Origin of the sequence: Glutamicibacter sp. 2E12, from assembly GCF_050030965.1 — a bacterium.
Taxonomy (GTDB): Bacteria; Actinomycetota; Actinomycetes; order Actinomycetales; family Micrococcaceae; genus Glutamicibacter.
In genome coordinates, this window is the sequence record NZ_CP188297.1 from 2,281,908 (window position 1) to 2,303,326 (window position 21,419).

The 21,419-nt window shown below is 60.1% G+C and carries 17 protein-coding genes and 1 riboswitch; of the genes, 7 read left to right on the forward strand and 10 right to left on the reverse strand.

What is annotated here, in order from left to right:
* The first annotated feature begins 183 nt into the window (after nucleotides 1-183).
* Entirely contained in the window at nucleotides 184-732 is a 549-nt protein-coding gene (locus ACP3TE_RS10700; protein WP_105656264.1) for a YceI family protein, read from the forward strand.
* Between the two features lie 113 nt (nucleotides 733-845).
* Here ACP3TE_RS10700 and ACP3TE_RS10705 read toward each other — a convergent pair whose 3' ends face one another.
* The 5 genes from ACP3TE_RS10705 to ACP3TE_RS10725 form a co-directional block, all read right to left on the reverse strand.
* Nucleotides 846-1,289 (reverse strand): DUF4190 domain-containing protein, encoded by a 444-nt coding sequence (locus ACP3TE_RS10705; RefSeq protein WP_105656265.1) that lies wholly within the window; start codon nucleotides 1,287-1,289, stop codon nucleotides 846-848.
* Between the two features lie 127 nt (nucleotides 1,290-1,416).
* Nucleotides 1,417-2,589 carry an MFS transporter gene (locus tag ACP3TE_RS10710; RefSeq protein WP_426733508.1) on the reverse strand — a complete coding sequence of 391 codons (1,173 nt, stop codon included), beginning with the start codon at nucleotides 2,587-2,589 and terminating at the stop codon, nucleotides 1,417-1,419.
* A 535-nt stretch (nucleotides 2,590-3,124) separates the two neighbouring features.
* Complete coding sequence (locus ACP3TE_RS10715; RefSeq protein ID WP_332594596.1) at nucleotides 3,125-3,757, reverse strand: LutC/YkgG family protein; 633 nt, start codon at nucleotides 3,755-3,757, stop codon at nucleotides 3,125-3,127.
* Nucleotides 3,754-5,205 carry a LutB/LldF family L-lactate oxidation iron-sulfur protein gene (locus ACP3TE_RS10720; protein ID WP_426736219.1) on the reverse strand — a complete coding sequence of 484 codons (1,452 nt, stop codon included), beginning with the start codon at nucleotides 5,203-5,205 and terminating at the stop codon, nucleotides 3,754-3,756. Before ACP3TE_RS10720 ends, ACP3TE_RS10715 begins: the two co-directional genes overlap by 4 nt.
* A gap of 17 nt (nucleotides 5,206-5,222) precedes the next feature.
* Nucleotides 5,223-5,987 (reverse strand): (Fe-S)-binding protein, encoded by a 765-nt coding sequence (locus ACP3TE_RS10725; RefSeq protein ID WP_105656268.1) that lies wholly within the window; start codon nucleotides 5,985-5,987, stop codon nucleotides 5,223-5,225.
* 146 nt (nucleotides 5,988-6,133) lie between these two features.
* Here ACP3TE_RS10725 and ACP3TE_RS10730 point away from each other — a divergent pair, with 146 nt between their 5' ends.
* The 4 genes from ACP3TE_RS10730 to ACP3TE_RS10745 all read left to right on the forward strand — a co-directional run bounded on the left by ACP3TE_RS10730 (nucleotide 6,134) and on the right by ACP3TE_RS10745 (nucleotide 10,531).
* A complete protein-coding gene (locus ACP3TE_RS10730; protein ID WP_105656269.1) occupies nucleotides 6,134-7,810 on the forward strand; it encodes an L-lactate permease in 1,677 nt (558 codons plus the stop codon).
* Between the two features lie 24 nt (nucleotides 7,811-7,834).
* Nucleotides 7,835-8,542, forward strand: coding sequence for a FadR/GntR family transcriptional regulator (locus ACP3TE_RS10735; protein ID WP_426733511.1), 708 nt, complete (start codon nucleotides 7,835-7,837; stop codon nucleotides 8,540-8,542).
* 173 nt (nucleotides 8,543-8,715) lie between these two features.
* Nucleotides 8,716-9,486, forward strand: a complete 771-nt coding sequence (locus tag ACP3TE_RS10740) for an SDR family oxidoreductase (RefSeq protein ID WP_105656271.1) — start codon at nucleotides 8,716-8,718, stop codon at nucleotides 9,484-9,486.
* A complete protein-coding gene (locus ACP3TE_RS10745; protein ID WP_105656272.1) occupies nucleotides 9,476-10,531 on the forward strand; it encodes an L-idonate 5-dehydrogenase in 1,056 nt (351 codons plus the stop codon). Before ACP3TE_RS10740 ends, ACP3TE_RS10745 begins: the two co-directional genes overlap by 11 nt.
* Nucleotides 10,532-10,607: 76 nt before the next feature.
* On the opposite strand, the gene ACP3TE_RS10750 is transcribed toward ACP3TE_RS10745, so the two are convergent.
* A complete protein-coding gene (locus ACP3TE_RS10750) occupies nucleotides 10,608-11,159 on the reverse strand; it encodes an OsmC family protein (protein WP_133834033.1) in 552 nt (183 codons plus the stop codon).
* 31 nt (nucleotides 11,160-11,190) lie between these two features.
* Nucleotides 11,191-11,312: riboswitch (SAM riboswitch) on the reverse strand.
* 140 nt (nucleotides 11,313-11,452) lie between these two features.
* On the opposite strand from ACP3TE_RS10750, the gene ACP3TE_RS10755 reads away from it, so the two are divergent.
* Complete coding sequence (locus ACP3TE_RS10755) at nucleotides 11,453-14,668, forward strand: DEAD/DEAH box helicase (protein ID WP_105656274.1); 3,216 nt, start codon at nucleotides 11,453-11,455, stop codon at nucleotides 14,666-14,668.
* A gap of 62 nt (nucleotides 14,669-14,730) precedes the next feature.
* Here the strand turns inward: ACP3TE_RS10755 and ACP3TE_RS10760 are convergent, their stop codons facing one another.
* Nucleotides 14,731-15,174: a MarR family winged helix-turn-helix transcriptional regulator gene (locus tag ACP3TE_RS10760; protein WP_181148765.1), complete on the reverse strand. Its 444-nt coding sequence runs from the start codon at nucleotides 15,172-15,174 to the stop codon at nucleotides 14,731-14,733.
* 423 nt (nucleotides 15,175-15,597) lie between these two features.
* Between ACP3TE_RS10760 and ACP3TE_RS10765 the strand changes: the two genes are divergently transcribed.
* Nucleotides 15,598-16,395: a dioxygenase gene (locus tag ACP3TE_RS10765; RefSeq protein ID WP_426733514.1), complete on the forward strand. Its 798-nt coding sequence runs from the start codon at nucleotides 15,598-15,600 to the stop codon at nucleotides 16,393-16,395.
* Between the two features lie 87 nt (nucleotides 16,396-16,482).
* Here ACP3TE_RS10765 and ACP3TE_RS10770 read toward each other — a convergent pair whose 3' ends face one another.
* The 3 genes from ACP3TE_RS10770 to ACP3TE_RS10780 all read right to left on the reverse strand — a co-directional run bounded on the left by ACP3TE_RS10770 (nucleotide 16,483) and on the right by ACP3TE_RS10780 (nucleotide 21,417).
* The gene (locus tag ACP3TE_RS10770; RefSeq protein WP_426733516.1) at nucleotides 16,483-18,444 is read right to left on the reverse strand and encodes a S8 family peptidase; all 1,962 of its coding nucleotides are present in this window, start codon (nucleotides 18,442-18,444) and stop codon (nucleotides 16,483-16,485) included.
* A 580-nt stretch (nucleotides 18,445-19,024) separates the two neighbouring features.
* Nucleotides 19,025-19,966 (reverse strand): AEC family transporter, encoded by a 942-nt coding sequence (locus tag ACP3TE_RS10775; RefSeq protein WP_402696924.1) that lies wholly within the window; start codon nucleotides 19,964-19,966, stop codon nucleotides 19,025-19,027.
* 122 nt (nucleotides 19,967-20,088) lie between these two features.
* Complete coding sequence (locus ACP3TE_RS10780; RefSeq protein WP_402696925.1) at nucleotides 20,089-21,417, reverse strand: enolase C-terminal domain-like protein; 1,329 nt, start codon at nucleotides 21,415-21,417, stop codon at nucleotides 20,089-20,091.
* Nucleotides 21,418-21,419 lie beyond the last annotated feature (2 nt).

The following is a 21,419-nucleotide window of genomic DNA, read 5'->3' on the forward strand; positions in this document are numbered from 1 at the left end:
TGCATGAAAAATGACTTCAGTAGAAACTTTCCTAGTCAGTATCAAAATACGGATCTCTTGAATAGCCAGATGAAACTTTTTTAGGGAAAGTGGTTGACGCTTCAACTTCATTAGTGTCATACTGGTATCAGCAAAACAAATTGAGGCGTCAACTACTTGATGGCCCGACGAAAGGACTTAGACATGACTGCATCTGCACTGACCACCGGAACCTGGAACCTCGACGCATCGCACTCCGAGATCGGCTTCTCGGTTCGCCACGCAGGCATCTCCAAGGTTCGCGGCAGCTTCACTGAATTCGACGCAACCCTGACCACCGGCGCAACCTTGGCGGACTCCTCGGTCGAGGCAACCGTCCAGATCGCATCGGTCAACACCAAGGACGCTAACCGCGACGGCCACCTGAAGGGCGAGGACTTCTTCAACGCCGAGCAGTTCCCAACCATGACCTTCAAGTCCACTGCGGTCAAGGGCGAGGCTGGCGAGTTCATTCTCGTTGGCGATCTGACCATCCGCGGCGTGAGCAAGGAAGTTGAATTCGAAGCAGAGCTCGGCGGCGAAGCTGTAGACGCTTTCGGTGCAACCCGCGTTGGCTTCTTCGCATCCACGACCATCTCCCGCAAGGAATTCGGCATCACCTGGAACGCAGCACTGGAAGCCGGTGGCGTTCTGGTCAGCGACAAGGTCAAGATCGAAATCGACGCTTCGTTCGTACTGCCAACCGCAGAGTAAAAGTTTCCCGAAGGCCGTCATGGGGATGACGGGACAAGGGCCGATACCGGCAAAGCCTCCGGCTCACGAAAGTGAGCCGGAGGCTTTGTCGTTAAAGTGGAGGGAAGAAGTGCCTAGGACCCGCTGAATGACGGGTCCACGGAAAATGCGATAGCACCGATGACAAGGAATGCGACATACACGATCCAGAGCACGCCCAAAATGGTGCCGATCCAACCGGTCACTTTGCCGACCGTGGATACCGTATTGAATTCCCTTTCGGCTTTATTGGCCTTGAAAATAGCAATCGGGCCAAGGATCACGCCTGCAACGAAGATGGACACAATGCCAAGAATCATCGAGGTCTGTGCCAGCTGGGTGCCTTGAAATTGGGATGCTGTCGGATAGCCGAAGTTGCCCTGGGGGTACTGGCCCGGTTGGCCATGTGCCTGTTGATTGTAGTAAGGCTGTTGCGGGACGCCGTTGAGATCGTAGGAACCAGGCTGCTGGTACTGCCGGTTCTGACCCTGGTGCCCTGAAGAATAGGGGTTTCGTGGTTCTTCGCCTGGACTGGTCATGGCAACCTGCTTTCCGCTTGTGAGGCTCGTTCGCTTAATTCAAGATTCTCACATGCAACCGGCAATAACATCTAATCTCTAGAAGAACTCTCTGCAATGCCAGAATGCCCCCTACCTGCCAGTGAAGTCAGCTGGCTGGATGCATTCTGCGCCACAGCGCATGAGTGCCAGTCGCCACCGCCACAAGTAATAGGCTCAGTGCCAAGCCGATTCCGAAGATCTGGCCGTAGTGGCCATTCTGCGCTAGATCTGCAGTTAGGTAGGTCGCCGCAGATGCCCCCGCGAACAGGGCAAAAACGAACAGTGAAACGGTGGTGGCCCGCGCGTCAGGCGAGATATCGGTCGCCCACCCCTGCATTGATGAGTGCATGATCGCGTTCGTGGCACCCAGGAAGAACGCGGTGAAGGTGTAGGAGGCAGGGGAGGGAGCGAACGCCGAGGGGAGGAAAGCTGCGCAAAGCACCAGGCCGCCACCCCCAATAAGCCACGTTCGGCCAATGCGTGCCACCAATCGGCGCATCAAGCGTGCACCCAGAATGACTCCCAGGGCAAAAGCGCAACCTAGCGCTCCTGCCAAGCCAATAGCGACACCGGATTCTTGCAAGGCGGGAACGATATAGGTCAGCAATCCCATGAGCAGCCCGCCTTCGAGGAAGACGATGGCATAAAGGGCCAAATTCATGGGACGCAAAGCTGCACGGAATTTGAATCCGGAACGCGAATGCTCGGGCTCTGCCGCCTTCCGCAAGCTATACAGGGCCGCTACGCAACCCAGTGCAGGCAACAGGAACACCAGCCGCCAGTTCGCGTATGTTGCCAATGCTCCTGAAGCTAATGTCGCCAGGGTGGTGCCCAGCGAGGAATAGATCTGCAAATCAGATAAGCCGCGAGCGCGTTCCACCCCGGTACGGGTATCGCCCAGGAGCGTCATCAGGGTTGGATACAGTGCGCCGAACATGAACCCGGTGACGGAGCGGGCAATGAGTAGCGGCAAATAGTCGGTGAACATGATGCTGGCGACCGCGCCGAGGCAAGCGCCGATGAGCGCCGCGCGCAATACCGCAAGACGCCCGAAACGATCGCTAAGCACGCCCCAGATCGGCTGGCCTATGGCATAGAACAAGGCATAGGAAGCTACCAGTTGGACGGCTTGGGCGAAACTGAGCGATGTACCCAGCGAAAGTGCGACCAGCATGGGAGGGGTGCCATAGCGGTCGAAGAAGGAGAGGAAGCCGACGAAGCGCAAAGCCGAATCGGGAATGGTGCGTACCGAAATCCGAAGGTCCTGTTGTTTCTCCATCCCGGCCCTTCAAGTGAGAATCTTCCGCCTGCCTATCCATGTAATCAGAATCTGCCCGCTGATGCTGTTTTGGATGACAGCTGCCACGGGCAGATGACGCATCGGCAGCTAGGCAGTTACTGGTGATTCAGTCATGAATTGAGCGAAGAATTCGCCCAACTCACCGGTCGCGTCCAGCGGCAGCGCCATGGACACGTCCAAGCCTGGACAGGATTGGCGGGCTGGGTGCGCCAGATATCTCCGGTGATGAAAATCCGAGGCAAGGGAAGTATAACGGATTGCCGTCACGATGGAGCCAGGGAAGTCATCGCGGGCTTGAGCGTTTCCATGCCACCGGTGCGCTTCCGCGAAATGTTCGAAGCTGGACTGCCGGCTTCGCTTTTTTGCCGCGCGCGATCGAATAGAGGCGGACCTGAAGGGTTTTATTGCCGGCGGCTAGGGCAAGAAGCCGACAGCACACTTAAATGCACTCGCGGCCGGTTCCCCTGGAGGTTTAGGAGGGGGGAACCGGCCGCGAAAGCTTATTGCGCCAGCCTTACAGGCCGCGAACCATCAGGACGTCCAAGGTACGCGGGCCGTGCACGCCTTCAACGCGCTCCAGCTCGATATCACTGGTGGCCGACGGGCCGGAGATCCAGGTCTGCGGACGGGTGATGGCCAGTCGCGGCATGGCTTCTGGCAGCAGGCGCACGATCGAGGAGATCGGCACGATGCACACATGGTGGTCGGGTACCAGCGAAATCGCGCGGCGGCCCTGGTTTGGCTCGCCATCAAGGATGATGGTGCCGGACTCGGCGACCGAAACGGCCGACGAGGTGACCACGGCGCTGGTTTCATCCAGTTCGGCGATGCTCAGCCGTGCGCCCGGGGCATCGATGCGCTGCTCGACCTTCTCGCCCAGCCCTGAGAGCCAGTCGGTGTCCAAGCCATGCGGGTAGACAACGCTGGAGGCTCCCGCCAGCTTGGCCGCTACGTATTCCGGGATCTGCGCGGCGTCAATGACGTCCACCCCGGCCTTGTAATCCACCAAGCGGTCCACCAGCAGGTCGATGAGCTCAGCTTCACCCATATCCGAGGTCTTGCGGTATTCGCGGGGTACCTCTTGGGCGACGGGAGCATCGGCTAGTGCCGAGCGGATCCGTCCCAGGATTTCGTCTTTTGCGCTCACTTGGACTCCTTCTCGTCGCTCCACCAGTCGCGGAAGGACTTGTTTGGCGGGGCGGGAATGTCACGGCTGGCGGTCCACCCTGCGGCGATGCCCGGAAGCTTCTTGATCTTCTTTTCCTTGCCGGACATCAGCCGGCCCAGCGGCAAGGCCTTTTCGAGCAGGCCGAGGTTCTTGCCCTTGCCCAACGCCCAGGAGCCGCCCTTCATCAGCAGATCCATCTGGGTCGGGAGCTTGTGCTTGTCGCGGTTGGCATCCACATCCTCGCCGCGCAGGTGCACGAGGATTTCCGGGATGTTGATCTTCACCGGGCAAGCGTCGTAGCAGGCGCCGCACAGCGAGGAAGCATATGGCAGGGAGCCGTTTTCCTCGACCTCGATGCCGGTCAGCAGCGGGGAGAGGATTGCGCCGATCGGGCCCGGGTAGGTCGAACCGTAGGCGTGGCCGCCGGTGCGCTCGTACACTGGGCACACGTTCATGCAGGCCGAGCAGCGGATGCAGTTCAGCGCGCTGCGGCCGAAGCGGTCGGCCAGGGCGCGGGTGCGGCCGTTATCCAGCAGCACGATGTGCACGTTCTGCGGGCCATCGTCTTCGCTCACGCCGGTCCACAGCGAGGTGTAGGGATTCATGCGCTCGCCGGTGGAAGACCGCGGCAGCAGCTGCATGAAGACTTCGAGGTCCTCCCAGTGGGGGAGGACCTTCTCGATGCCCATGACGGTGATCAGGGTTTCGGGCAGGGTCAGGCACATGCGGCCGTTGCCCTCGGATTCCACTACACCCAGGGTGCCGGTATCGGCCAGCGCGAAGTTCGCGCCCGAGATCGCGACCTTGGCGGAAAGGAACTTCTTGCGCAGGTGCTTGCGGGCAGCTTCGGCCAGCTTGGCTGGCTCATCGGTCAGGTTCGGATCCACTACCGGCATTTCCTTGAGGAAGATGTCGCGCACCTCGGTGCGGTTCTTGTGGATCGCCGGAACCAGGATGTGGCTTGGCTTGTCGTTGCCCAGCTGGACGATCAGCTCGGCAAGGTCGGTTTCGAAGGCTTCGATGCCCTCGGTCTCCAGGTGCTCGTTCAGGCCGATTTCCTGGGTGGCCATGGACTTGACCTTGACGACCTCTTTCGAGCCGGTCGCCTTGACCAGCTCGGTAACGATCTTGTTGGCTTCGTCCGCGTCACGGGCCCAGTGGACAATGCCGCCCCGGGCGGTGAAGTTCTTCTCGAACTCTTCCAAACGCTCTTCGAGGTTGGCCATCGTCAGGTTCTTGATGGCGCTGCCGGCGTCGCGCAGCTCTTCCCAGTCCGGAAGCTCGCCGACGACGTTCAGCCGCTTGTCGCGAATGGTGTGGGTGGCGTGGCGCAGGTTCTTGCGCATCTGGGTGTTGCCCAGTTCGCGGTGCGCGGCCTTGGGGAATGGCTCGGTCTCGAACAGGTTGCCCTGCCCGCCGGCAGGCATGCCGAGGAATACCTGAGTCACAGTGACACCGTCTCTTCCATGGTGCTGGCCAGGATATCTGCCAGGTGCAGGGTCTTTGGCTTGGCTCCGGTGCGCGAAAGTCCGCCGCCGATGTGCATCAGGCAGGAGGCGTCGCCGCCCGCGCAGGCCGAGGCGCCGGTGGAGCAGATGTTCTTCATCTTGTCTTCGAGCATTGCCGTGGAGACATCGGAGTTCTTGATCGAGAAGGTACCGCCGAAGCCGCAGCACTGGTCAGCTTCCGGAAGCTCGTTGACGGTGATGCCGCCGACGGTCTTGAGCAGATCAAGTTGCCGATCGCCGAGTTTCAGCGAACGCATGCCGTGGCAGGAAGGGTGGTAGGTGATGGTCTGCGGGAAGTAGCTGCCCAGCTGCTCGGCGGCGTTGGTGATCCCCAGGACATCCACCAGCAGTTGGCTCAGTTCATAGGTGCGCTTGCCCACGGCAACTGCGCGTTCCTTGAGCTCCGGCTTGCCCAGGCGCTCTGCCAGGAAAGGGTGCTGGTGCTTGACCGAAGCAACGCAGGAGCCCGAGGGGGCCACCGCGACGTCATAGTCTTCGGTGTCGAAGGCATTGATGTGGTTTTCGACCACGGGCAGGGCTTCAGGCATATAACCGGAATTCATGTGCATTTGCCCACAGCAGGCTTGCGCCTTGGGGAAAATGACTTCATGGCCCAAGCGTTCCAGGATTTTCACTGTCGACTTGGCGGTTTCCGGATACATAGCATCCACAATGCACGTGGCAAAGAGAGCAATTCGCATAATAAATGACTCTTTCAGGGTGTGGTCAGACCATACTATGCCACGTACTTCGTAATAGTCAAGACTTGTTGTGATAGCTCTCACCTTGTACTCTAGGTGGTCGGACCACATATGGTCAGACCATCTCGAGTAAGGACGCCCACACCGTGTTTACACCCTCCACGGATCCGATCGCGGGGAGCATAGCTGTTTCAGCGCTCATCGCACTGATCCCGCTTGTAGCCTTCTTCGTACTTCTGGCGGTAGTCAAGGTCAAGGCCCACTGGGCCGGCCTCGGCTCGCTCGCTGTTGCCATCCTCGTGGCGATCTTCGGCTGGAACATGCCGGTTGGATTGGCATTGAACTCCGGACTGATGGGCATGGTCTTCGGTGCCTTCCCTATTGTCTGGATCGTTGTCATGGCGATCTTCCTCTACCAGGTCACCGTCAAGTCGGGCCGCTTCGAAGACCTGCGCCGCGTCTTCGACGTCATCGGCGGCGGCGACGTGCGCATTCAGGCCGTGCTGATTGCTTTCTGCTTCGGCGGCCTGCTTGAAGCGCTGGCAGGCTTCGGCGCACCGGTAGCGATTACCGCCACCATGCTGCTGGCATTGGGCCTGTCGCCGCTGCGCGCAGCCTGCGCCGTGCTGATCGCCAACACCGCCCCGGTGGCCTTCGGCGCCGTGGCGATCCCGATCACCACCGCCGGTGCCCTGACCGGCATCCCGGCTGCCGACATCGGCGCCATCGTTGGCCATCAGTCCCCGCTGCTGGCGCTGTTCGTCCCATCGATCCTGGTCCTGATCCTCGACGGCTGGCGCGGCATGCGCCAGACCCTGCCGGCAACGCTGACCATCGGCATTTCCTTCGGTGTCGCCCAGTGGCTGTGCTCGACCTACTTCTCCTATGAGCTGACCGATATCGTTGCTGCGCTGGTTGGTCTGGCCGCCGCAGTGATCCTGCTGCGCTTCTGGACTCCAAAGGGTGCCGACGAGGCACGCCAGCGCGTGCTGACTGCTGAAGCCGCCGCAATTCCATACGAGGCCAATGCCAAGCTGCACCCGGTCAACACCTGGATGGCTTTGTTCCCGTACCTGCTGGTTATCGTCATCTTCGGCGTGGCCAAGCTGTGGAAGCTGGGCGTGGACATTCCTGCATGGCTGGCAACCACGGACATCAAGTTCGGCTGGCCAGGACTGGACGGCAAGATCCTGAATGCTGATGGCGAAGCGGTATCTTCGACCATCTACAACTTCCAGTGGCTATCCTCCCCGGGCACCTTGCTGCTGATCACCGGCCTGATCGTGGCCCTGGTCTACGCGAAGAACGACGGCAACGGCAAGTACAAGATGACCTTCGCCGAGGGTGCTGCCGAAATCGGCAAGACCGTCTACAACATGCGCTACGCCGCGCTGACCATCCTGTCGGTCCTCGGCCTGGCTTACGTAATGAACCTTTCGGGCCAGACCATCACCATTGGCACCTGGCTGGCAGGCACCGGCGCATTCTTCGCCTTCCTGTCGCCAATCCTGGGCTGGATCGGCACCGCGGTGACCGGCTCGGACACCTCGGCCAACGCGCTGTTCGCCAAGCTGCAGCAGACCGCTGGCATCAATGCCGGCATCGATCCGAACCTGCTGGTTGCCGCCAACACCTCCGGCGGCGTGGTCGGCAAGCTGATCTCCCCGCAGAACCTGGCCATCGCCGCTACCTCGGTGAAGATGGAAGGCCAGGAGTCGGTGATCCTCAAGAAGGTTGCCGGTTGGTCCGTAGGCATGCTGCTGGTGCTGTGCTGCTTGGTTTACCTGCAGTCCACCCCGGTTCTGTCCTGGATGCTGCCTTAGCCGTGAACGGCTAAAATAGATCCGATGCCAGTAAACCCAGCTCCGCGTGCGTACCAGGTTGTTCTCCAAGCAATTGAAGAGGATCTGCGCAAGGAGAAGCTCTCCGTTGGAGACCAGCTTCCCGGCGAGCGTGCGCTCGCGGAGCAGCATGGGATCTCGCGGGCCTCGGTCCGCGATGCCATCCGCATCCTTGATGTGATGGGCATTATCAAGACTTCAACCGGCTCCGGGCCCAACTCCGGAGCGGTGATCATCTCCAACCCCTCGGCTGGCATTTCGCAGGCATTGCGCCTGCATCTGGCGGCCAAGGGGATCAACGTCCGCGAGATCGTCGAATCTCGCATCTTGCTGGAAACCTGGGCAGCGCAAATGACGCCGCGCGATCCAATCCATGCCCAGCAGGTCATTGACCGCACCGCGGTGCTGATCATGCGCATGGACGACGCGCAGCTCTCGCGCGAGGCCTTCCACCGTATTGATGCCGAGTTCCATGTGCTCCTGGCCTCCATGGCCGGCAACGCGGTAGTGGAATCGATGATGGAATCGCTGCGCAACTCGATCAGCGACTATGTTTCCGAATCGGTGCCCAGCGATGAGGCCTGGCAGCCGGTGGTGCGCATCCTGCGCCGCCAGCACAAGGCCATCCACCACGCGTTCGCGACGAACCAGCGCGAACGGGCGGCCCAGCTGCTCGAAGAGCACATCAACTGGTTCTACTCGCAGACCCGCTAGATCCGGCAGGATAGTTTTCAAATAAATAAGTCGGACTTTATGGCCCCTCGCACCTCTTATATCTGATATGTTTTTGGGGAAGCGACGGGGCTACTTTTTCGGATACAGCAGCCGGTACATACCGCTGGTGAGTTCCCGTCGATGAACCATCGACACTTCATGCGAGGGAACTCATGAGCCAACTTTTTGACCTGACCGGACGACTGGCCCTGGTGACCGGGTCCTCCCGCGGTATTGGCCGCGAACTTGCCCGTGCCCTGGCCGATGCCGGAGCCACCATCATCCTGCACGGCCGCGATGCGCAACGCTTGGCCGAAACTGTCGCCGAATTCGGCACCCGCTATGGCGCCGAAAGAATCCATAGCGTCTGCTTCGATGTCACCGATGATGCCGCCGTGCGCGAGAACATTGCCGCCATTGAAAAGACCATCGGCCCCATCCGCATATTGGTGAACAACGCCGGTATCCAACACCGCGTTCCGATGCTGGAATTGGAAGTATCCGACTGGCAGCGTGTGATTGACACGAACCTCACCAGCGCATTCCTGGTAGGCCGAGAGGTCGCACGCTCCATGGTGCAGCGTGGCGAAGGCAAGATCATCAACATCTGCTCGGTGCAAACCGACTTGGCCCGCCCCACCATCTCCGCCTATAGTGCGGCCAAGGGAGGCCTGCGCAATCTCACCCGCGCCATGACCGCCGAATGGGCTGGTTCGGGACTGCAAATCAACGGCATCGCACCGGGCTACATCCACACCGAGATGACGCAGAATCTGGTGGATGACGAGAAATTCAATTCCTGGATTCTGGGCCGCACCCCGGCTGCCCGTTGGGGAACTGTCGAGGATCTGGCCGGACCAGCAGTCTGGTTGGCCTCGGATGGATCGAACTACGTGAACGGGCAGACCATTTTCATCGACGGAGGCATGAGCGTTGTCGTCTAATTCCCTCGCCACCAGCACGTTGGCCGTCGTGGCCCATGCAGCCGATGATTTGCGTATTGAACAAATCGAGCTGGCAGCGCCGCGAGCAGATGAAGCACGCGTTGCCATCGCTTACGGCGGTATCTGCGGATCAGACTTGCATTACTGGAGCCACGGCGCCGCCGGGGAATCGATCCTCAAGGCTCCAATGGTTCTCGGGCATGAAATCGTCGGGACCGTCATGCAGGCCGCCGCTGACGGCAGCGGGCCGGCAGCCGGAACCAAAGTCGCCGTGCACCCGGCAACACCAGGCGAGACCGGGGAACCCTACCCGGCCGACCGCCCGAATCTTTCCCCGGGGTGCACCTATCTGGGCTCGGCCGCCCGCTACCCGCACACCGAGGGCGCATTCGCCCGCGAAGTGAACCTGCCATCACGCATGCTGCGTGAGCTGCCTGCTGGCTTAGCACTGCGTGATGCGGCACTGGCAGAACCGGCTGCGGTTGCTTGGCATGCGGTGTCGCGCGCCGGTGAAGTCGCCGGCAAGAAGGCGCTGGTTATTGGTGCTGGGCCGATCGGAGCTCTCGCTGTAGCAGTGCTCAAGCGTGCCGGAGCCAAAGAAATCATCGCAGTGGACATGCACGAGAAGCCGTTGGAAATCGCCGGGAAACTCGGTGCCACTTCAACTTTGCGCGCCGATGACCAGGAAGCTCTTGCCCAGGTGGGCGCGGACGTGGTGATCGAGGCCAGCGGCAACTTCCGCGGGTTGGCCTCCGCCGTGCGCGGTGCCGTGCGCGGCGGTCGAGTGGTCATGGTCGGGTTGCTGCCCTCAGGAGAACAACCCGCACTCATTTCGCTGGCTATTACCCGCGAGCTGGAACTGGTTGGTTCCTTCCGCTTCAACGACGAAATCGACCATGTGCTTGCTGCCCTGGCCGACGGTTCACTGCAGGTTTCCGAGGCGGTAACCCACGAGTTCCCGGTCGCCGATGCGCTTGAAGCCTTCGAAACGGCCAAGGATTCGGCTCGCTCCGGCAAAGTCCTGCTGAACTTCCTGGGGCAATAGTTGGCTTCAGCTAGAAGTGCACCGCGGCGGCCCCTGAAGTCGGGGGCCGCCGCGGTGCTTTTTAGTTCAGCGAACTCTAGTTGGTCTCTGCGATGCTTACCGCGGTTGTCACGGGCACCGGATTGGCGAAGAGGTCCAGCACCGGGCAGTGTGCATCCACTGCGCGGCGCAGTTCTTCATAGCGTTCAGCTGATTCCGGTCCGGCAATCCGGATGTCCAGATCCACCGACGAGAAGCCGGGGCGGATGGTCTGGTCGATGCCGAAGAGTCCGCGGACATCGAGGTGGCCATTGGCCTGGATCTTCACGTCGTCCACCTGGATGCCGAGGTTCTGCGCGTACAAGCGGTAGACCACAACCTGGCAGGAGATGAGCGCTCCGAGCGCGTATTCCACGGGGCTTGCGGCCAGGTCGCTGCCGCCCAGGGCAGCTGGCTCGTCGACCTGGAAGGTGTGCTTGCCGGAGACAATGTTGCTGGCTACCGAATCGAAGCCTTCGCCCTCGACGGTGAAAGTCAATTGGGCACTTTGCGGGGCAGCCGAAATTCGTTCGCCCCAGCCCTTGCCTGCTTCCTGCAGGCGCTGTGCGCGGTCTTCGGATACGGTTGGGGCAGATGCTGCATTAGTCATGGGGAATTGATCCCCTTTCTGGCGCAAGGGGCGCCATCGCTTACGCATCTTTGCGTTCAAGATGCGTCGAATCTTCACCTGGGGCACCCCGCACAATGACGCAGGAGGGTTGCCGTCCACTCAGCCAGGGCTCAAAGAGTGGAACTCGTGATTCAGTGATTAATTTCTATCGGTTGCAGGGCCCGCGGGTAAAGGGCAGAAGTAACTTTTCGTCACCGGGCATCTTGCTTTCCGGCTCGCTAAGATGGAATCTAGCTCTCGGGCGCCCACTGCACGAACAATGAACGGCGAGTATGGAATTCCAGCTGACACTTTCTGCGGCCCAGACCTTGGTGACCGAATCCGAATACAACCTGGGCCAATTCCTGTGTGATTCCGGAAAAGTGCAGATCGCCAACCGGGTAATGCAACCGGGATCTACCCGCATCTCCGGTGTGGTGCTGCGTGAATCGGTGATGGCCCAATTGGAAATCACCGAGGGCAATATCAGCTTCACCAGCTTCTGCGGCAAGCATCCGGGGGTTCAGTCCTGTGAAGATGTCGCCGCCTTGCTCATTGAGGTCACCACCGAAGAAGACCAGGGCTTTTTCGTCTCCGACTCCGGGGTGGATCCCCACGCTTGGAAACGCAATAGCAAGCCGCAGTGGGAACGTACCCTTGACCGTCTGCTTCCAGTCATTTCCGATGAGCCGCTGGTTGCCGAAGAACCGCTGGGATTGATCCTGAAAGTGGTAAGCGAACCGCGTTATGGCGGCGAGGACGCGCTGACCTTGCAGGCACGCCCGGCCCGCCAGGGCACCAAGAGCCCCTGGATCCAAACCGGGATCAGCTGGCGCAATGTTGCTTTTGATACGCGGTTCTCCAAGAAGCAGCGTCGTGCGGTCGTTGAACTGGACCGGTTGCGTGAACACGTTGAACAAGATACTTATCGCCATTCGTGGGATCCCAAGGAGTGGATCTCCTTGATGGATCTTCCAGGCCAGGACCTGCTGGATGCGTTCGAAGCCCTGCGTGAAGCTGGAGTGCAGATCGTCAACGGCGGTTCTACGGCCAAGGCCCCGGTGGAGTTCAGCGAGCAACCAGCCATGGCACACGTGGATGTGCGTCGCGGTGAACATGGCCTGAGCATGGAAGGGAAGCTGCGCGGGCCGAGCGAAGAGCACGTCTACCTCTTGCCCATAGGCACGCCGCCGACCTTGTTGGCTTACGCGTCCAGCCCCTTGCCGAAGGCCAGGGAAATCGGTTTGGCCCGGTTCGCTGAACCGGTCACGAAGGAACTGGCCACATTTATTGAATCCGGTGCGCAATCCATCCCGCAGGAAGGCGTTGAGCTTTTCGAGCGCCAGCACCTGGACCGATTGCGCCTGATGGCACCGTTGAAGAGCGAGGATGACAGCTACAGCATCCCTGTTCCAGCACGCCCCAGCCTCAAGCTGTCCCTGGAGAGCATCCGAACTCCGCTGACCGTGAGCTATTCCTGGGAGTACGCCTCCGCGGGCCCCCGCCAGTATGCCGTGGAAAAGGAAATTGCTGCTTCGGTGCAGGACAAGCTCGGCGCGCAGGCTTCCTTGGGGCAACTGACCTCTTCAGGAATCTTCCCGCCGAAGGAATTCAGCACCTCCGAATCCATCGATTTCTTGGTCTACGCATTGCCGCTATTGGCAGAGCATCCCGATGTGGTCGTTGAAGAGCAGAACAGGCTGCCGAAGTACCGGATCAGCCACGCCCCGGCCGCTGTCAGTGTCGAAGCCGGCGAAAGCACGGGGGACTGGTTCGACTTGTCTGTGGAAGTGCTCCTGGACGAGACCAAGGTCCCGTTCCCACTGCTGCTGGAGGCCTTGACCAAGCAAGATGAGTATCTCGTCCTCGATGACCTTACGGTGATCCCGATTGATGGTGCAGATTTCACGCAGCTGCGCCAGCTGATATCAGAGGCCGGGGAGCTGGGCACGGTGCAGGGCGATACGATCCGCATCCATAAGTTGAGCATCGACTGGTGGCAAGAACTGGTGGATCTGGGCATTATCGAAGCCCAGCACAACCAGTGGCTGCAGACCATGAAGGCGCTGCAAAGCGGTGAAGAAATGCAGCCGGTCCAGCTAGCGGAAACGTTCAACGCTGAACTGCGCCCGTATCAGGGCCACGGCCTATCCTGGCTCAACTTCTTGCGTACCCATGATCTCGGTGGCGTCCTTGCCGACGATATGGGTCTGGGCAAGACCGTCCAGTTGCTGGCTTGCCTTGAACAAGCGCGCGTCGAGGATCCTGCCCAGAAATTCCTGGTGCTGGCTCCTACCTCGGTGGTGGGCAACTGGATCAATGAGGCGCAGCGATTTGCGCCGCAGATGAGAGTCACCGGCATCACTTCAACAGCTAGAAAGAGCGGCCAAAGCATGGCGTCGCAGATCGGTGACGCCCAATTGGTAGTTACCAGCTACACGATCTTCCGCCTGGCCTATGAGGATTTTGAAGCCGCCGGATTCAACGTCATGATCATGGACGAGGCCCAGCAACTGAAGAACCATGCCTCCAAAGGCTACAAGCAGGCCCGGCAGCTGCCAGTGCCGTGCAAATTCGTGGTCACTGGCACTCCCATGGAAAACAACCTGCTGGAACTGTGGGCGTTGGTCTCACTGGCTGCACCAGGCCTGCTGGGCGGTGCGAAGTCCTTTAAGGACAACTACCAGAAGCCCATTGCCGACGGAGACCAGGAGCGCCTGGAGCGCCTGAAGAGCCGACTGCGTCCGTTCGTGCTGCGCCGTACCAAGGAACAGGTCGTTCCAGAGTTGCCGGCGAAGACCGAGCAGGTGCTGGAAGTCGAACTGGAGCCGGGGCACCGCAAAGCTTATGACCGCCGCTTCCAGCGTGTGCGGCAAGAAGTTCTGGGGCTGGTTGACGACGTTGATTCGAATCGCTTCCAGATTCTCCAATCGCTGACCTTGCTGCGCCAGCTGGCCTTGGATCCGTCCTTGGTAGGCGAGGGCGATGCTCCGAGCGCGAAGCTGGAAATGCTGCGCGAACTCATGGGGGACGCGGTTTCTGAAGGGCATAAGATTCTGGTCTTCAGCCAATTCACCAGTTTCTTGGCCAAGGCACGCGACGTCGCTGAAGAGCTGGGCATTGAGCACGGATACCTTGATGGGTCCACCACTGGCCCAAAGCGCAAGGAACTGATTGACGGTTTCAGCGAGGGAGATTTCCCGGTCTTCTTCATCTCGCTGAAGTCCGGCGGCTTCGGCATTAATCTCACTTCCGCCGACTACTGCATCTTGCTGGACCCATGGTGGAACCCGCAGGCCGAAGCCCAGGCTATTGACCGGGCCCACCGCATTGGGCAAACTCGTCCGGTCTATGTGTATCGCTTGGTGGCAAAGGACACCATCGAATCCAAGGTGCTCGCGCTGCAGGCCAAGAAGACGCAGCTGTTCAATGATGTCCTGGGAGAGACTGCCCAAGCCGCGCAGAGTGCTGCGTTAAGCGCCGATGATTTCCTGGCGCTGATGGAGTGAGCCTAAAAAGCTGAAGCCTTGGAAACCAGAAGGTCTCCAAGGCTTCAGCTGATGATCGGGGACTAGAGAATCTGTTCAAAACTGTCGTTGAGGCGGTGCAGGAGATCTCCAAAATTCTTCAGTTCGGAGGCTTCCCATTCCTTGAGCTGGCGGCGCAGTTCCTCACGCAGCGTGTTACCGCTGGAGCGCCATTTTTCCTTGGCGTTTTCTGTTGCCGAGACCAGCTGGGCTCGGCCATCGGAAGGATCCTGGGTGCGGGTGACAAGTTCCAGAGACTCGAGGTGCTGCACGAGGCGGGAAATAGTCGCCTTGTCCAGACGCAGTTTTTCTGCGAGTGCTCCCTGTTGCTGGGCTTCATCACGGATGACCACTGCAAGCAAGCGGTACCCCGGATCCTGCAGGTCCGGGTGGATGATCTTGGCGCGACGGATCAGCATCTGGCGGGCGCGCAATAAGATGGCGGTGAATTCTTCTTCGACCGTCTGCATCAGTTCTTCTTCTTGCATACAAACCATTCTAAAGATTAATGGTCAATAAGTCTGATATTGGAGACCGCAGCCGTTCGAAGCCGAAGTGTTGAACGTACTGCGAATCCCCAGCTGAGCGTAATTAATGGCTTGGAAAAGACTGGCCAGGCAACGCCTGATGCCTGCAAAGCCGTACAGTTCCACTGCTCCGGCGCAGCTTAGGACCGACTTGCCAATTGCATTCGTGATTAGAGAAGCAATAGATTCCCGCCGCCGCTCAGAAGCAGAGCAAGAAAGCCATGGCCTCCGTTGCCGCTGGCGTTGGACCCAACGTGGTGCGGCGAAGCTGTCCGCACTGTCCACGGCCCTCTTGGAGAGCATTGAGGGTCTTGCATGAATTGGATATCGGGATTCATGAAAATAAAGCTTGACGCTTCAACTAATGGTTGGTAGTTTTTAATCATGAATCAGCTATCCGATACCCCTCCCGTCTTGTTCCTTAGCCATGGTGCACCGCCACTGGCCGACGACCAGCGCTGGACCCAGGAGCTGGCTAGCTGGTCCGGCACTTTCGAGAAGCCGAAAGATATTCTGATGATCTCCGCGCACTGGGAAAATGCGCCGGTGACGCTGAGTGCTACCCAGCAGAAGAACGAATTGGTCTACGACTTCTGGGGCTTCGACCAGAAGTACTACGACGTTCGCTACGATGCGGCAATGGCGCCCGAGCTGGCCAATGAAGTCGAACGGCTGACCTCGGCTTATGGCCATCACGTGGAGCGCGACGAGACGCGTGGGCTGGACCATGGCGCCTACGTGCCGCTGAAGGAAATGTTCCCGGATGCGGATGTACCTGTGGTGCAGATGTCCATGCCAACACTGGATCCTGCAGGACTCTTTGATCTGGGCAAGAGCTTGGCGCCCTTGCGCGAGCGGGGAACCTTGATCGTTGGTTCCGGATTCACCACCCACAACTTGCGCTGGTTCAACCCAGCCGGCGGGCCGGATTCGGCGCCGCCATCGGCCTCCAGCGAGTTCGACCATTGGGCCGAGGAGGCAATGGCCCGCGGGGATGTGGACTCCATCCTCGACTTCCTGCACAAGGCCCCGGCGGCCCGCGAAGCGCACCCGCGCTCGGAGCATTGGGCTCCGCTGTACGTTGCGCTGGGTGCGGCATACGCCTCGGGTGGAATTGATGCCAAGACGGCAATTGACGGTTTCTGGTACGGCCTGTCCAAGCGCTCCTGGACCTTGAGCTAGGCGATATCCCTATCTTTCCCGCAGCAAGCGCGGCACCGATTGGTGCCGCGCTTGCGCAGGTAATAGTGGACTTTTCTGGTCGATCCTCTAGCTGGCGGCTACCGATGCATCATCAATGCGGAACAAGGTAGCCTGCGAGCTGTCTTCCACGCCCTTGAAACGCAAAGTAACGGTCTTACCGCGGAAGTTGTTCAGGTCAACAGCCTGCAGTTCGTACGACGAGCCGGCATCCAAGTTCGACCAGGTGCCCATGTTGTAGGTTCCGTAGCCGTCCAGAACCTGTACGGTCAGCTTGTCGTACTGGCTATAGGCAGTAGTTTCATTGGTCAGCACATGCAGGTAGAACTCCAGCTGCGCATTGGTGGCATCTGCCGGGATGGCGACCTTCTGGTCCAGGGTGTAGGTGTTGGAATTGCCCCAACCATTCAGCCCAGCTAATCCGCTGCCGGAGCGGGCTGCCGAGCCGGACTCGAAGGTGTCGGCGCGGTTGGCGGTCCAGTAATCCGCCCCGTTCTCGAAGCCAGCATTCTTCAGCAGGTTGCCGCTTGGCTCCGGATCCGGAGTTGGCTCCGGGGTTGGTGTTGGGTTGCTGCCGTCCAGGGCATTCATGATCTTGGCGGCATCCACCAGTCCGGCGCCGCAACCGATGCTGCAACCGCCTGGCATCGCGCGGGTGCCCTGCTTCAACGCAGTTTCCACGGAGGCGGGGGACATCCCAGGGTCTGCCGACTTCATCAGTGCGACCATGCCCGCTACGTGCGGGGTGGCCATGGAAGTGCCCTGGTAGAAGGCATAGCCCTGGCTGGATGGAGTAGTGGTGCCGGTATTGATGGTGGACAGCACGCCTTGGCCGGCGTAGCGGGTGTCGCCACCAGGTGCGGTGACGTCAACGGCCGAGCCGTAGTTCGTGTAGTACGACGGAGCGCCCGAAGGGTTGCTTGCCGCTACGGTAATGACGTTTTCGCAGTTGGCCGGGCGGGAATTCGAAGCGTTCTGGCTTTCGTTGCCGGCGGCAACTACCACCGAGGTGCCGCGCAGAACCGCGGCGTTGATGGCCGCCTGGTAGGTAGTTCCGCAAGCGCCGCCACCGCCCAGGGACATGTTGATGGTGTCTGCCGGGGTTGGGTTATTGGCAATTCCCGGGACCGAACCGCCCGAAGCCCAAATGATGGCATCGGCGATATCGGACAGGCTGCCGCCGCACTTGGCCAGGACGCGGACCGGCTGGATCTTGGCATCCGGGGCAACTCCGGCCACGCCGCTGGAGTTGTTGGTGACTGCGGCTACGGTGCCGGCCACGTGGGTGCCGTGCCAAGAGGAATTGCCCGAGTAGCTGCCGCCGCATTCGCCGGCGGCGTACCAGTCGCCCTCATCCTGGGGGTTCGCGTCGCGGCCGTTGCCGTCGCGGGCCGAGGTAGAGCTGGAGACGAAGTCGTAGCCGGAAACGATGTTGGCGTTCAGGTCCGAGTGCGAGGTGATGCCGGTATCCAGGACAGCGACGATGCTGCCCTCGCCGGTGGCGATGTCCCAGGCCGAAGGCAAGCGCATCCCGTTGGTGCCGCTGTAGTGCCACTGCTCGCCGTACCGGGTGTCGTTAGGCGTCATGGAAATCTTCATAATGGCATCGGGTTCCACCGATTCCACGAGACCAGACTGCGCAATATCGGCCATGAACTCCTTGGCGCCTTTGCCCTTGAGTTTCTTGTCGGCCTTCACCACGAAGCTGCCGGTGGCCATGGCTCGCATTTCCTTGACGGTAACGCCTGCTGCCTTGGCTGCTTTGCCCCAGGCCTTGGCGCGGGAGGACTTGCCCGTCTGCGTGGCTGAAGCCTTGTAGGTGACGATGAACTGGTCGTAGGCCTCGCCTGATTGAACCGAACCGATCTTGACCTTGTCTTCGCCATTTGCCTTGGGGAGGGACTTTTCAGCGGGAGCCGATACGGGGGAGGCGGTAGCTGGCAAGGCGCCAGCGCCGAAGCCGCTCATGCCGATCACTACGGCCGCGGAGACGGCCAGGGTTCTCCGAAGAGGGGTAGAAAAACGTGCCATTGATGTTCTCCTTGTAGGGTTTTTGGGCGCACAAAGGTCGGTGATCAATCGATGTGGTGTGTGCCGGTAGGAGCGTAACTGCTCGGCAACTCCTAAAGGAAGTACTTCTCAAATAAATCTTTTATATTCGCTCATGTACTAAAAAGGTGTTTCACATATTTCTGTGGAACTATCCCGGCGGACTCGCAGATTCGAAAAATGAATGATGGTTATCTGCATGTTTGGGGAGTTCGAAATTTTCAGATCCGCACTGACCATGGAAAACACATAATTATTTGCATAGCGAACGCTATCTTTCCAAAGTTGTTTCACGCTAGAAGTACATTCCGGGATCCAGCTCTCCTGGCGTCGAAGCCTTGGTCCAAGCGTGCTAGGTATCTTGGCTAATTCATTGAATAAATGGCGCCCCTCCGGATTCGGCACCGTGCGATGGCTGATAGCGCCTTGGTTGCCAGCTCATCGGCTGGACGCTTGGCCAGCCCATCAGTTCCGCCGAGTTACCGTTCGGGAGACAGCTGGCAACGGATTGCTTCGGCAGGCCCAAGATGCCCACCGGCGCGAATACCGGTGCTGCACGTATCTAGCCCAGCAAGAAGGCAATGACCAGCACACTGGGAAAGGTCAGCAGGGTGCTTGCCAGCACCACTTCGCGCGGCACGGCGACGGGCAACTTGAATTGCTGGGCAAACAGCAAGACGTTTTGCGCGGTTGGAAGCGCCGCCATGATCACTACTCCGAGAAGTTCGATTCCGGATAGGCCGAAAACGAAGCGGGCAACGAGCCAGGCGAGCAAAGGCATGAAGAACACCTTGAACGCGGTCGCCAGATAGATTTCGCCGCGCAGGTTCTTATCTGACAATGGACGCTGGCCGTATAGCGCCATTCCAAAGGACATCAGCAACAGGGGGATGGATGCGTCGCCAATCATTTGCACTGGCGCATGAATGACTTCGGGCAGTGCCAGGCCAAAGAAGGAGAACACCGCACCGAGGAAGGTCGCAATAGTGACAGGGTTGGCGATGGGCTTGAGGATCATTTTCGCACCGGGCAGGCTATCCGCGCCACCGGACTTGGCGCGGGAGAGCACCGCGAACATGCACAGGTAGACGGGAGCGATGATCAGCAACTGCGCGATGAGCACCGACACTACGGGACTGGTGCTGCCCACCGCATAAAGGGCCAGCGGCACACCGATATTTCCAGCATTCACATAACTCGTGGACATGGCCGCAACGGGCAGCCGATGAGCTGGAGTCTTGAAGGTCAGCCGCGCGACCAAGGCATAAGCGGAGCCGGTCAGCACGGCAACCATCAAGGCTATCGGGGTGAATACACCAACCACCGCATGCAGATCGGTGCTGGCAAGCAGAGTGAACATCAGGGCGGGGTTGGTGATGTAGAAGATGAGCGGGGTCAGCCCCTGGGCAATGGCCGCGCGTTGTCGCGGCAGCGCGACCGACGTCAGCAGGCCGATGCCGATGAGGATCAAGACAACGGAGAATCCCTGTAGAACTCCTTGCATATTGCCTTTCCCGCCCGGTACTGGTGTTCCCAGCTCCGGGGCTTCTCGAAGCCGTGGACGGCGAGGGTGCGAATGCTCCCTCTACCGTCCACGGTGCATTATTCAGATTCCCTGGCAGCCCATCAGCGAACCAGCGCGGGACTCTTCGAATCGAAGGTCCAGCCGGGAATCAGGTATTGCATGGACACCGAGTCGTCACGCGAGCCCAACCCATGTTCCAGGTACAGTTCGTGGGCTTGGGCGACCCGATCCATGTCCAGGCTGACACCCAAGCCGGACCGCTGCGGAACCTTGATCTCTCCGTCCCGAATCACCAATGGTTCCTCGGTCAGGCCCTGTCCATCCTGCCAGATCCAGTGGGTATCGAGTGCCGTGATCTCGCCCGGAGCAGCGGCGCCGACCTGGGTGAACATCGCCAGCGAAATGTCGAAGTGGTTGTTCGAGTGCGACCCCCAAGTCAGTCCGAACTCGTTGCACAGCTGGGCAACGCGCACTGAACCGGACATGGTCCAGAAATGCGGATCTGCCAGGGGGATGTCTACCGCATTGGTGCGCACCGCGTGCGCCATTTCTCGCCAGTCAGTCGCAATCATGTTCGTGGCGGTCTGCAGACCGGTCGCCCTGCGGAATTCGCTTATGACCTCGCGGCCCGAGAAGCGGCCCTCAGGGCCGCACGGATCCTCGGCATAGGCCACCACTCCACGCATGCGCTTGCCAAGCCGGATAGCATCTTCGAGCAGCCAGCCGCCATTGGGGTCAAGCGTGATCCGGGCTTCGGGGAAGCGTTCCTTCAAAGCGATGACAGCATCGACCTCGGAGTCCCCGTCCTGGACGCCGCCCTTCAGCTTGAAATCCTTGAACCCGTAACGTGCCTGCGCCGCCTCGGCCAGGCGCACCACGGCTTCTGGCGTCATGGCTTCCTCGCGGCGCAAGCGCTCCCAATCGTCGTTGCCCTGCGGTTCGCGCAGATACGGCAGATCCGTCGTATCCGGGTTGCCCACGTAGAACAGGTAACCGAGCATCGGAACCGCGTCGCGCTGCTGCCCATCGCCGAGCAGTTCGGCCGCCGGCACTCCGAGGAACTGGCCGTGCAAATCCAGCAGTGCAGACTCAAGTGCGGTGACTGCGTGCACGGTGGTGCGCAAATCGAAGGTCTGTGCACCGCGTCCGCCGGAATCGAGGTCTGCGAAGCGGGCTGCCACCTGGCGCAGCAGCGAACGGTAAGTCGCCACAGGGGCGCCGGTAATCAGTGTGCCGGCCTCCTCTATGGTCGAACGGATCGCTTCGCCGCCAGGTACCTCGCCGAGGCCAGTGCGGCCTTCGGAGTCAGTGATGATAGCGATATTGCGCGTGAAGAACGGCCCGTGCGCCCCGGAGAGGTTCAGCAGCATGGAGTCATGCCCGGCGACCGGGATGACCTTCACCGAGGCAATGGTGGGCTGGGAAGTCATGG

What these genes read in the sequence shown, in the direction of transcription:
- ACP3TE_RS10705 (WP_105656265.1), bottom strand. Translation starts at nt 1,289, where the DNA reads ATGACCAGTCCAGGCGAAGAACCACGAAACCCCTATTCTTCAGGGCAC.
- ACP3TE_RS10725 (WP_105656268.1), bottom strand. Translation starts at nt 5,987, where the DNA reads ATGCGAATTGCTCTCTTTGCCACGTGCATTGTGGATGCTATGTATCCG.
- ACP3TE_RS10770 (WP_426733516.1), bottom strand. Translation starts at nt 18,444, where the DNA reads ATGGCACGTTTTTCTACCCCTCTTCGGAGAACCCTGGCCGTCTCCGCG.
- ACP3TE_RS10700 (WP_105656264.1), top strand. Translation starts at nt 184, where the DNA reads ATGACTGCATCTGCACTGACCACCGGAACCTGGAACCTCGACGCATCG.
- ACP3TE_RS10780 (WP_402696925.1), bottom strand. Translation starts at nt 21,417, where the DNA reads ATGACTTCCCAGCCCACCATTGCCTCGGTGAAGGTCATCCCGGTCGCC.
- ACP3TE_RS10740 (WP_105656271.1), top strand. Translation starts at nt 8,716, where the DNA reads ATGAGCCAACTTTTTGACCTGACCGGACGACTGGCCCTGGTGACCGGG.
- ACP3TE_RS10720 (WP_426736219.1), bottom strand. Translation starts at nt 5,205, where the DNA reads ATGCCTGCCGGCGGGCAGGGCAACCTGTTCGAGACCGAGCCATTCCCC.
- ACP3TE_RS10775 (WP_402696924.1), bottom strand. Translation starts at nt 19,966, where the DNA reads ATGCAAGGAGTTCTACAGGGATTCTCCGTTGTCTTGATCCTCATCGGC.
- ACP3TE_RS10750 (WP_133834033.1), bottom strand. Translation starts at nt 11,159, where the DNA reads ATGACTAATGCAGCATCTGCCCCAACCGTATCCGAAGACCGCGCACAG.
- ACP3TE_RS10710 (WP_426733508.1), bottom strand. Translation starts at nt 2,589, where the DNA reads ATGGAGAAACAACAGGACCTTCGGATTTCGGTACGCACCATTCCCGAT.
- ACP3TE_RS10755 (WP_105656274.1), top strand. Translation starts at nt 11,453, where the DNA reads ATGGAATTCCAGCTGACACTTTCTGCGGCCCAGACCTTGGTGACCGAA.
- ACP3TE_RS10735 (WP_426733511.1), top strand. Translation starts at nt 7,835, where the DNA reads ATGCCAGTAAACCCAGCTCCGCGTGCGTACCAGGTTGTTCTCCAAGCA.
- ACP3TE_RS10765 (WP_426733514.1), top strand. Translation starts at nt 15,598, where the DNA reads ATGAATCAGCTATCCGATACCCCTCCCGTCTTGTTCCTTAGCCATGGT.
- ACP3TE_RS10760 (WP_181148765.1), bottom strand. Translation starts at nt 15,174, where the DNA reads ATGCAAGAAGAAGAACTGATGCAGACGGTCGAAGAAGAATTCACCGCC.